The sequence below is a fragment of the Streptomyces sp. NPDC006283 genome (assembly GCF_040613325.1).
Taxonomy (GTDB): domain Bacteria; phylum Actinomycetota; class Actinomycetes; order Streptomycetales; family Streptomycetaceae; genus Streptomyces.
The window spans coordinates 1-10,341 of record NZ_JBEXRZ010000248.1 but is presented as its reverse complement, the minus strand read 5'-3'; the positions used below and the strand labels follow the sequence as shown (position 1 = coordinate 10,341).

6 protein-coding genes and 6 pseudogenes are annotated in these 10,341 nt (G+C 67.6%); 7 read left to right on the top strand and 5 right to left on the bottom strand.

Going from position 1 to position 10,341, the window contains the following annotated elements:
- Positions 1–928: 928 nt before the first annotated feature.
- The 4 genes and pseudogenes from ABZ070_RS32140 to ABZ070_RS32125 all read left to right on the top strand — a co-directional run.
- Entirely contained in the window at positions 929–1,894 is a 966-nt protein-coding gene (locus ABZ070_RS32140; protein ID WP_356639029.1) for a reverse transcriptase domain-containing protein, read from the top strand.
- On the top strand, positions 1,840–2,358 hold the full coding sequence (locus tag ABZ070_RS32135; protein WP_356639027.1) for a group II intron maturase-specific domain-containing protein: 519 nt from the start codon (positions 1,840–1,842) through the stop codon (positions 2,356–2,358). Before ABZ070_RS32140 ends, ABZ070_RS32135 begins: the two co-directional genes overlap by 55 nt.
- 135 nt (positions 2,359–2,493) lie before the next feature.
- Positions 2,494–3,678, top strand: a pseudogene (locus ABZ070_RS32130) (IS110 family transposase).
- Between the two features lie 22 nt (positions 3,679–3,700).
- Positions 3,701–3,838, top strand: a pseudogene (locus ABZ070_RS32125) (IS110 family transposase); the annotation flags it as partial.
- 18 nt (positions 3,839–3,856) lie between these two features.
- Here the strand turns inward: ABZ070_RS32125 and ABZ070_RS32120 are convergent.
- The 3 genes and pseudogenes from ABZ070_RS32120 to ABZ070_RS32110 all read right to left on the bottom strand — a co-directional run.
- A pseudogene (locus tag ABZ070_RS32120) lies at positions 3,857–4,203 on the bottom strand (transposase); the annotation flags it as partial.
- 447 nt (positions 4,204–4,650) lie between these two features.
- A pseudogene (locus tag ABZ070_RS32115) lies at positions 4,651–5,266 on the bottom strand (IS701 family transposase); the annotation flags it as partial.
- Positions 5,197–5,508 carry a hypothetical protein gene (locus ABZ070_RS32110; RefSeq protein ID WP_356639033.1) on the bottom strand — a complete coding sequence of 104 codons (312 nt, stop codon included), beginning with the start codon at positions 5,506–5,508 and terminating at the stop codon, positions 5,197–5,199. The pseudogene ABZ070_RS32115 and the gene ABZ070_RS32110, both read right to left, overlap by 70 nt.
- A 714-nt stretch (positions 5,509–6,222) precedes the next feature.
- Between ABZ070_RS32110 and ABZ070_RS32105 the strand changes: the two are divergent.
- A pseudogene (locus tag ABZ070_RS32105) lies at positions 6,223–6,356 on the top strand (iron transporter); the annotation flags it as partial.
- 116 nt (positions 6,357–6,472) lie between these two features.
- Here ABZ070_RS32105 and ABZ070_RS32100 read toward each other — a convergent pair.
- Positions 6,473–7,162, bottom strand: coding sequence for a sigma-70 family RNA polymerase sigma factor (locus tag ABZ070_RS32100; RefSeq protein ID WP_356639025.1), 690 nt, complete (start codon positions 7,160–7,162; stop codon positions 6,473–6,475).
- Between the two features lie 132 nt (positions 7,163–7,294).
- A complete protein-coding gene (locus ABZ070_RS32095; RefSeq protein WP_356639023.1) occupies positions 7,295–7,915 on the bottom strand; it encodes a hypothetical protein in 621 nt (206 codons plus the stop codon).
- Here ABZ070_RS32095 and ABZ070_RS32090 point away from each other — a divergent pair.
- Positions 7,914–8,957 (top strand): annotated as a pseudogene (locus tag ABZ070_RS32090) (MFS transporter); the annotation flags it as partial. The gene ABZ070_RS32095 and the pseudogene ABZ070_RS32090 overlap by 2 nt on opposite strands.
- Positions 8,958–9,007: 50 nt before the next feature.
- Positions 9,008–9,913, top strand: a complete 906-nt coding sequence (locus ABZ070_RS32085) for a hypothetical protein (RefSeq protein WP_356639031.1) — start codon at positions 9,008–9,010, stop codon at positions 9,911–9,913.
- Positions 9,914–10,341: the final 428 nt, after the last annotated feature.

The window sequence follows — 10,341 nt, the reverse complement described above, 5'->3', positions numbered from 1 at the left end:
GAGTCGCATCCAACCTTCCTGACTGGACGCGGAGTTTACAGCCCGACCGGGTGCCCGCCTGCACGCCCGTACTGTAGCGATCCTGATCGCAGCTCTTAATTAGCAGCGAGGGCGAGCAGCTACACCAGTGTCCCGGGGTTGCCGCTCATGCCCGATCGAGCCTGCTTGAAGGGTACGGGCTAGTGAGGTGGCGGCCCGACCGTTCGGTGGTCGAGGCCTTGGATTAGGTCGCTCGCGTGGCCCGCATGCGCTCGTGACCAGCGCAAACACCAGCACGCTGGGAGGGACAACCTTGATCTACTGCGGAATCGACTGGGCGGAACGAACCGTGCGCCACGAGGCGTCTGAAGTCGAGCGGAGGTGAGAGACCTTCGACTCCTGGCCGTCGCAGCGGCCGGGTGAAGCTGAGGGCAGCCTGATCCGGGAGACGCCGGGGAGGGTGGGAGCAGCCCTGACAACGCCGGGACGTGCCAGCACTGCCAGATGGTGCGGGTCCGGTCAGCGAGACGGGAAGGTGTACGAGAGAAACCAGTGTCCGACGCCCCTTAACGGCCCACCAGCTCAAATCTGGCGGATATGGGCTGGTCGCGGTACGTACCTGCTCCTTGTTCGAAAGCGGGTAACTCCTCGTCGCCATGTGATCAACGGCCAGGAGGCCACGGTGAATGTCTGCGGCGTAGCCGTGGCGATGCCGCAGGGGTAGAGCTGGACGCCTCACCCGTCGATCGGCTCTCAGATGAACGTGGGAACCGTCCGGTGTCGTCCTCACCCCGTGCAGCCAGCGCGGCGGAAGGACAGGCACGTCGTCGGCTGATGGCGCCGGGCGGGGCGGAGGCCCCGTAGTAGTCCGAGGCCGGGAAAGCCGGCCGCATGGCGAAGGGGGCCAGCAAGTCAGTAGTGGAAGTGCTGGAAGACCAGGAGGACGCTGGTGAATACGAGTGATCTGCCGTCCGGCTCGTTCCGGGCCGAGCGGCGGGTACTGGAGATCCAGACCAAGCTGCACCATTGGGCGAACGACGATCCTCATCGTCGGTTTGACGATCTGTACAACCTCGTCTATGAACCCGCCTTCCTGGCCATGGCCTGGGAGCGGGTCGCGGGGAACAAGGGCGCGCGCTCGGCCGGGGTGGACGGCATGACCGTCACCTTCGTCCGGGAACGGATTGGTGAGGCACAGTTCCTCTCCGAGTTGCGGGAGCAGTTGAAGTCCCGCAGCTTTCGCCCGGTACCGGTCAGGGAACGGATGATCCCCAAGCCGGGGTCGCGCAAGCGGCGACGCCTTGGGATTCCGACCGTGGCCGACCGGGTGGTCCAGGCGTCCTTGAAGCTGGTGCTGGAGCCGATCTTCGAGGCGGACTTCGCGCCGTGCTCGTACGGCTTCCGCCCCAACCGGCGGGCGCACGACGCAATGGCCGAGACCCGCTTCTTGGCATCCAAGACTTACGAGTGGGTGCTGGAAGGCGACATCACGGCCTGCTTCGACGAGATCTCGCATTCGGCCCTGATGGACCGGGTGCGGGCACGGATCGGGGACAAGCGCATGCTCACGCTGGTGAAGGCGTTCTTGAAGGCGGGCATCCTCACCGAGGTTGGCACCTCCAAGGAGACCGTCACCGGCACCCCGCAAGGCGGGATCCTCTCGCCGCTGCTGGCCAACGTGGCCCTCTCGGTCCTGGACGAGCACTTCACCAAGATCGAGGGCGGACCACAGACCAGCCCGAAGCGACGGTTCACCCGGCGCCAGAAGGGGTTGGCCAACTACCGGTTGATCCGGTACGCGGACGACTTCGTCATTCTGGTCTCGGGACACGAGCTCACGCGGAAGCACTGCTTCCCGAAGTGGCAGAGGTCCTCTCCACCGTCGGCCTGCGGCTGTCGGAGGAGAAGACATTGATCACGCACATCGACGAGGGCCTCGACTTTCTCGGCTGGCGCATCCAGCGCCACCAGAAGCGGGGAACCGACCGGCAGTACGTCTACAACTACCCGGCCAAGAAGGCACTTCGGTCCATCAAGGCAAAGACGAAGGCGCTCTGCCGGATGAACGTCAGCCTGCCGCTGGCAGTCCTGCTGCACAAGCTCAACCAGGTGCTGCGGGGCTGGACCGCCTACTTCCGCCCCGGGGTGTCTGCCCGGGCCTTCCAGTACCTGCGCATGATCGTCTGGCGCCAGGTGTTCGGATGGCTTCGACGCAAACACCCCGGCACGGGGTGGAAGGAACTCCGCCGCCGGTTCTGTGACGGTGGATGGTGGCCCCATGACGGGGATGTCGTCCTGTTCAATCCCGGCTCGGTAGTCACCACGCGATACCGGCCCAGAGGGACGACCATTCCGTCGCCATGGCCCAGCACGAACTGAGGAGAACAACTGCTCAACGGGGCTTGTGGAGAGCTGGATGCGGGGCCAACTCGCACGTCCGGTTCGGGAGGGCGGCGTGGAGAAACGGGCTGGGAGGAATCCTAGTACCGCGCTCCGCGCCGACCCCACCACGACATTGCCATCGTCAACGACACCGGCGAGCTACTGGCCAAGCGGCGGATCACCGACGACGCCGCCGGCTATAAGACCTTGCTGGACCTGCTCGCCGAGTACGGCGACACGGAGGAGAACCCGATTCCGGTCGCGATCGAGACCTCCCGCGGCCTCCTGGTCGCCGTGTTACGGACCGGGCAACGGAAGGTGTTCGCAATCAACCCGATGGCCGCCGCCCGCTATCGCGATCGCCACTCGGTCTCGCGTAAGAAGTCCGACCCCGGCGACGCCTTCGTGCTGGCGAACATCCTGCGCACTGACATGCACGCTCATCGACCGCTGCCCGAGGACTCAGATCTTGGCCGGGCGATCGCCGTTCTGGCTCGAGCCCAGCAGGACGCGACCTGGAACCGCCAGCAGATCGCCAACCAGCTCCGCTCCCTGCTGCGCGAGTACTACCCGGCTGCCTTGGAGGCCTTCGCCACCTGGACAAACGGCCTATGCCGCCCCGAGGCCCGCGAACTCCTCAAGACCGCACCGACTCCGTCGCGGGCGGCGCGCTTGTCGCGCACCCAGCTCCAGGCCGCCCTCAAACGGGCCGGCCGCAAGCGCTCCATCGAGGCGGAGGCCGACCGGCTGCACGACGTCCTCCGCGCCGACTGGGTCCACCAGGCTCCGCTCATCGAAGACGCACTCGGCAAGCAGACGCTCGCCCTGCTGATCCAGCTGGAAGCTGCCTGCATCGCCGCCGACCAGCTGGCCGAGGCGGTGGAAGAGGCTTTCCCTCAGCATCCGGACGCTGAGATCCTGCTGAGCTTCCCCGGGCTCGGCATCCAACTCGGCGCCCGGATCCTGGCTGAGATCGGGGACGACCACACCCGCTTCGCCGACGCCCGCGGCCTCAAGGCATACGCCGGCTCCTCGCCCATCACCAGGGCCTCCGGCAAGAGATCGTCCATCACCCGGCGCTGGGTCAAGAACGACCGACTCAACCATGCCGGATACCTGTGGTCCTTCGCCTCACTCAGAGCATCCGGCGGAGCCAACGACCATTACCGGCGACGACGCGAGCAGGGCGACTGACACGCCGCCGCACAGCGCAACCTCTTCAACCGCATGATCGGCCAGCTCTACCACTGCCTACAGCATCGCAAGCTGTTCGACGAGCAAACCGCCTTCCCCACCCCACTTGCCGTTGCCGCATGATGACTTGACACCGTGAGGTGTCTACTACGACAGGAAACGCCGCGAGGGGAAACACCATGTCGCAGCGCTGATCGCTCTCGCCCGCCGACGCATCGACGTGCTCTTCGCCATGCTCCGAGACGGCACCTTCTACGAACCGCCGACCCCTACCGCGGCTTGACGAAGGCCATAGGGGCACTTTTTTGGCCCGAACGTGTGCCGAGTTGAGAACCGTTCGGGACAGATCGAGCAGGCCGCACTCGTCGATCCGGTGCAGGACCGCCCCGTGCAACCGGCCCCAGACGCCGACCCTGGACCAGATCACGAACCGACGATGCGCGGTGGACTTCGAGATGCCGAAGCACGGCAGCAGAGCCCGCCAAGCACAGCCGCTGACCAGCACATAGAAGATCGCGGCGAACAGCCTCTCATCAGGCGTGTCCTGTCCCGCGCGCCCTGCGACCGCACCTTCGACGGCGGGATCAGCGACTTCGCGATCTCCCACAGCCTGTCCGGAACAATCCAACTCCACGTACCCCGCCCCATGACAAGCCCACGACCGCCTCACCACATAGGACACGGTCGTAGTACTGCAACGGTGTTTGTTGTGACGGTTGGGCAGATTCTGGTGGTGTGTGGCCGCGTCGTTTGTAGTGACTGATGCGGGCTTGGTGTTGTCGTCTGCGTCAGTGTGACCAGTGCAGGATGTGGTCGATGGGTGCTGGGCGGCGGCGAGTGAGGCGGTGGATCAGGCGCCGGAGTTCGGGGAGGCTGAGGGGGATGAGCTGGGAGGATCCGTTTCTGCTTTCTCTGTATCGAGCTCGCGGGCCCGCAGGACGGTGAGGCAGGCGTTGGCGGCCATGGCCAGGGTCATGTGTTGGTGCCAGCCGGTTCCCGCAGGACCGGTGCTTCCACTTCTGCCTTGGCAGCCCGTGGAACAGGTCGTGGACGGGTGGTCGATGGCCCAGCGGGTGACGACGGTGTCGTGCCGGGTGTGGCCATGACGTGGAAGAGATCGGCCTGCTCGAGCTCGGATCGCCAGCCCTTGGAGAAGCCATAGGCGGCGTCCGCGGTCACCCATCGGAACGGGATCTTGTCCGTGACCGCCCGGCGGACCATGGCCTTGGCCATCACCACCTTCGTCTCAAAGCCGACCACGTCGATGCCGGCCAGGCCGCACCGGTCGCGGTCATCCGTCCACGACGTGGCAGATACAAGCGGCGGTCGATCAGTGTGCGGCCGCGGCCGGCGGCATAGGCCCGGAAGACTCCGACCTGGTAGTTCTGCGTGCGGCCCGCGGTTCCGGGATACTGCCGCTGGACACCGGCTGACCGCACGCCCCTCTTCAGGAACCCGTTTCCTCGACGATCAACACCGCCTCCGGATCGTCGAGGTGCTCGACCACATAGCCCCGCACATCGTCCAGGACCTCATCCGCGTCCCAGTCGATCCGGTTCAGCAGCCGGTGGAGTCGGTCGGGACCCGCATGACCGGCCTCCTCCGCCAGCGTCCAGCCGTTCTTCCGCTCCAACGGAGATATCAACCCCCACAGATACGCAAGCGTCGACTCACGCGGCTCCGACCTCGAGAAACGGTGCCTTTGCCCCACCCGGCCTTGCCGACCTGGACTTCGAAAAGGGTGTCGTCCTCGCGTGTCGCGGCGAGGCGCTCCTGGCCGTCCGGCCCCCGGTACCAGCCCTGCAGCACTAGGGGCTTGCCAGGCACGTAGGTGAGGATGCCGCTGGCCAGCAGGGGCAGACGGGCGTGTTTGGTCGGCGGCTTGAGGAGGCCGGCGATCTCGTCGATCCGTGCCCACGAATCGCGGCCGGGCGCATGAAGCCGGTGAGCCATTGGTGCTCGAACCGAGCGCGCCAGGGCCACCGGTCGGGACCGAACCGCAGCTGCCCGAGGGACGCTCCCAGGGAGGATAGACGCGTGCGTGCCGCGAAGATGTCGAGCGCGGCTTCGATGTGGCGCAGCCGTCGCTCGGCCGGGCCGACCGTGTCGGACTGGCAGAGCACCAGCAGCTGCACGCGTACCAGTCCGGCGTCTTCGTTCAGCTTGCCCAGCACCTTGTCCCGGTCGATCCGTTGCGGCCGCGGTGTCATCAGCAGCCGTCGCCCCCCGCCGCCCTCATGTTCCGGGGCCGGTGCGAGGAGCCGGGTGGCCTGCCAGGCCAGCGAGTCCTCCATCGGCGAGGGCAGGCAACACCGCTGCTCACAGGGCGTTCTCAGGGCCTGCGGTGCGCTGACATCCCTTCGTCTGAGGTGGTGGAGAGTTGACCTGCTGACTTGATCCGGGGTGGCGCACGAGCTGAGGAAACCGCCAAGCCCGGCCGGCTGCCCAGAGGCGTGACTCGACGGCCCGTCTCAGGGCAGCCCCGGGAAGCAAAGCAGCTGGCTCCGGGGCCAACCCTGAGGACCCGTCACTTTCGCCAGAACAGGTGGTGCGTCATCCCGCTCGGGGCGGGGGGCACCGATCGCGCCGAAGTCGTCCTGGAAGTGTGAGGCGAAGTCGAACGCCCAGCCGGGCATGGCGGTGCATCGAACACGTCTAAAGCCTTTGTTCAAGCCCGTCGGCGTCTTGGCCGTCAAGAACGACCGGATCGTCGTCCTCGACTACGCGGAGCTGGTGGAAAGCCCACACAATCCCGCGGCATCGACTTACTTGCCGCGGAATTGAGGATATTCGCCATGTGACCTGCCCGGAAGAGGACGCCTGGTCCCGTGAACCGGCTTGCAGACGGGGCATAGGGGCGGCTGAAGCCCGGCAGAGCTGCAGCCGCCCCCTCCTCGTGGTGGTCCTTCCTGTGTGCTCAGGCCACCACGGTACTGAGGGCCCCTTCCCGCAGGGATGGACGGCTCGGGTCCGGCCGCGCGGTGCGGCTGTGTCCTGTGGGACCTTCGGCCTCCCTCAGCAGCTCGATCAGTGAGCTCCGGGCGCGGGCGACTCGCGACCGGACGGTGCCGATGGGACAGCTGATGGCCGTGGCCGCTTCGGCGTAGGGGAGTCCCAAGAGCTGGGTGAGCAGGAAGGCTTCGCGGCGTTCGGCCGGAATCACTGCCAGGAGTTCGGCGAGAGCTATCCCGTCCTCGAACCCGGGCAGGTCGCGGGGCTGTGACCGTTCGGCGGCGAACTGCCAGTCGTCCTTGTCCGACACCTTGGGGCGGACGGCGGTGTGCCGGAAGCTGTCCACCACGGTGCGCCGGGCGATGGAGAGCAGCCACGTGCGGGCAGAGGAGCGGCCTTCGAACCGGTGAAGGCTGCCAAGTGCGCGCAGGAAGGTTTCCTGGGTGAGGTCGTCGGCCGCTTGAGGGTCGGCGCTGAGATAGGCCACATAGCGCCAGACGTCGCGATGCAGTGCGCGTACGAAACTGTCGACGGCGCCGGGGTCTCCGTCACGGGCGGCGAGCGCCAGGCGTGTCACAGGTTCGTCGGAGCCGTGCGTGTGGCGTGACGGCTTCTCGTCGATGATCGCTTGACGTGGAGGCAGGGCAGGGTTCATCGCCTGATGTCCTTCTGGGGATCCGAGATCCGGCACCCTGAGAACGGGGCCGGTGAGCAGTACGGCCTCCCGGGTCGGGGGCCGATGCCCGAGACGCACGGTGGAATTCGCGCGCGGTCGGGGAGCCGGCTGTCAGATGACAGCGATCTCGGAAGGCGGACCCCGTGAGGTGATGGCGTCAACGAGCAGGAGCTGCCGCAGTGCGCACGCCCGGCGGAGACGGCGAACCCGGATGCGCGGCCGGTGCGGCGGGGCGGGGAGGCTGAGCACGAGGCGCAGTGGCGCGACGAGCCGGCCGGTGAAGGCGCGCAGGACACGGAACGCAGCCTGCTCCCCGTACGCGAGCCAGACACCGCACAACAGCGCGGCCAGCCCGTGGGCGGCCAGCATCCCGCTCGGCGACATGCCGCCCATGTCGTGACCGATGGGCAAGGTCATGCTGTCCGTGGCGACCTGCGTGGTGTGATGAGCGTGTTCGCTGGCACCCGGCATGACCGTGGTCGTCGTACCCGGCGACGGCTCGTGCAGGTGACGGCCGGATCCGGTCGTCCGGCACAGCAGGTTCCGGGCCCATTGCCGGGCGAAGGAGGCGCTGTCGGACACCGAGGGGTGCACCGCTGCCTGCGCCAGCGAGAACACGCAGTGGAGGGCTGCCTGCGCGGCGACGACCGCCGAGGTGACGAAGAAGACACCGCGTTCCCGGTCGGCGAGGCTCCAGGCGATTGCCGCTGTGGTTGCGCATGCGAGGGCCATGGCCCACCAGGGAACGGCAACTCCTGACATGAAGATGTGGCCGACGGATGCGAGCAGCACGCAGGCGGCCGCGAAGACCGCGGACCGTAAAGCGCGACAACATCGACCTGGAGTCATGGCTGGCTCATCCTCGCATCCCCCTAGCGGTCGCCATAGAGGGGTACGAGAGGTTCCGGTACTCATCTCAACCAGGCATCTGTGGCGCACGCCACAACGCCTGTGGGGAACTTTGGGACCGGTCCGGCCGACTCCTCTCGTAGCCCAGGCACACGTCCAACTGCGTTACACGGAGGCATCGGTGGCAACAGAGCGGGTGGCACCGCCGGCGTCGGCCACAGGATCGCGCGGTCATCTGACGTCGCTTCTCACCTGTGCCATGGCGTTCTCGATGCTGCAGCTCTGCCTCCTCGGCGCGCTCGGGCCGCGACTGGTCGGCGAACTGGGCATCTCACCCCCGGTGCTGGGCCTGACGACGACGATCGGTTTCGGTACGGCGGCGGTGCTGTCTCCTGCGGGCGGTCGAATAGTGGACCGGATCGGCCCGAGGCGTGCCCTCGTCGCACTGTTGCTCGTGTCGGCCGCCGCGCTCGGACTGATCGGTGCGGCACCCAGTTCGGGCTTCCTTCTCGCGGCGGTCGCCCTGGGCGGTCTGCCCCAGGCGCTGGCCAACCCGGCGACCAACAAGGCGATCCTGGCAGTCGTTCCGCCTGCCCGGCGTGGCTCAGTGACCGGCATGAAGCAGTCAGGCGTACAACTCGGCGCGTTCGCGGCCGGGCTACCCCTGACGGAATTGGCGTCGGGGGTCGGCTGGCGTGGAGCGGTATGGGTGGCGGCGAGCGCCGCAGCGGCAGCGGCCCTGTGGACCGTGCGGGTGCTGCCTGCCGATCCGCCGGAGAAGAAGGCGGGAACCCGTTGGTCGTTGACGCCCCGAGGGGACATCGCCTGGCTGGCGGGCATCTCGTTGCTGCTGGGCTGTGGAATAGCGTCGGTCAATACCTATCTCGCGTTGTTCGGTGCTCAGGAGCTCGGTATGAGTCCCACCGCGGCGGGTGCTCTCGTGGCGGTGCTGGGCGTGGTGGGATCGCAGGGAGGGTGGGCTGGTCGAAGGCGGCCCGGCTGGGACGCGCCGAGTGGCTGCCGGGATGGCTGGCGGCAGGGGCGGTCGGTGCCGCGCTGCTGCTGGCGGGTGCACCCTCGGTGCATCCGCAGGCATGGCCGGCGGCTGTCGCGGTGGGTGTGTTCGCTGTGTCCGGCAACGCTGTCTCCATGGTGCTGGTCATGCAGCGTGCAGCGCCTGGCCGAGCCGGGCAGGACTCCGCGCTCGTCTCGGCCGGGTTCTTCGCCGGTTTCGCCCTGGGACCGCCGGTCTTCGGCGTCCTGGCTGAAGCGGGCCACTACGGGTCCGCCTGGCTGCGGGTCGCCGGGAAGTTCGCGGCAGCCTGCAGCGTCGCGTTCATGTGGGCCGTACGGGCGGCGGCAGAGCACGGTGACTGTGGCATGATGCGGCCGGATGGTGCCGGGCGGGCACTGTCAGACGTGCTCGACCGGGGCGCGGTCACCGCGGCCGATGTCGGCTACCAGTTCCCACTGTTCGCCGATTCGGACAGCGGGCGGTGGATCACCACCGGGCGCAGCGCTTGGACAGGTGGGTTCTGGGCCGGGCTTCTGTGGCTGCGGGCCCGGCACACCGGCGACCCGCCCGACCGGGCCGCCGCCTCGGCGTGCACGGCGCGACTGGCCCCGTGGGTGGAGGCCGACACTGCGACCCGCGGTCTGATCCTCTGGTACGGAACCGCATTGGCCCGTGGGGATAGCGGGGCCGCCCCTCCTAAAGCTGATCCTCGCGCGCCGGAGGCTCCGAGTGGAGTTGGTAGGCCAGAGAACCCCGTGCAGGCGTCGCTGTTTCCTGCGGTCAAGCGCATCTGGCGGCATCGAAGCGTCTGCCGCCGATTTCTGGCAGAAACCGGACGCTCGGCAGAAGACGAGGCGTTCCAGTAAGGATCAGTGGCCGGAGACGCCGCGGGTTTCTGTCAGAAACGGCTCGCCTCGTCATGGGGGCGAGCCATGTGAAGGCAGCCATGCAGAAATTCAGTTCCTGCATCACCACGTACATGGAGGCCCCCTGCCCCGGTCCTTGGGTTCTAGCGATCGTCGCAGCACCCCAGTTCAAGGGGTGTGATGTTCGAGATCCGCAAGACCCGGACGGTGGCCCAGGGCCGCAGGAAAGCAGACGCGTGAGCGGGAGGAATGCTTCCGGCTCGTGCAGCGAGGCGTGAGTTACACGGAGGCGGGCCAGCACCGTCGGCATCAACCTCCGCACGGGAAAGCGATGGCGTAACGGCCGGAACTCCTCCGGCCGACAGAAGGCGGCACCACCGGCCAGACCGGTGGTGGCGCCGTCTGGTGCGTCCCCCGGACCAGCGGGT

Excerpts from the sequence above, each read along its gene's own strand:
- ABZ070_RS32110 (WP_356639033.1), bottom strand. The coding sequence starts at position 5,508 with ATGGCTCACCGGCTTCATGCGCCCGGCCGCGATTCGTGGGCACGGATC.
- ABZ070_RS32095 (WP_356639023.1), bottom strand. The coding sequence starts at position 7,915 with ATGGCCCTCGCATGCGCAACCACAGCGGCAATCGCCTGGAGCCTCGCC.
- ABZ070_RS32100 (WP_356639025.1), bottom strand. The coding sequence starts at position 7,162 with ATGAACCCTGCCCTGCCTCCACGTCAAGCGATCATCGACGAGAAGCCG.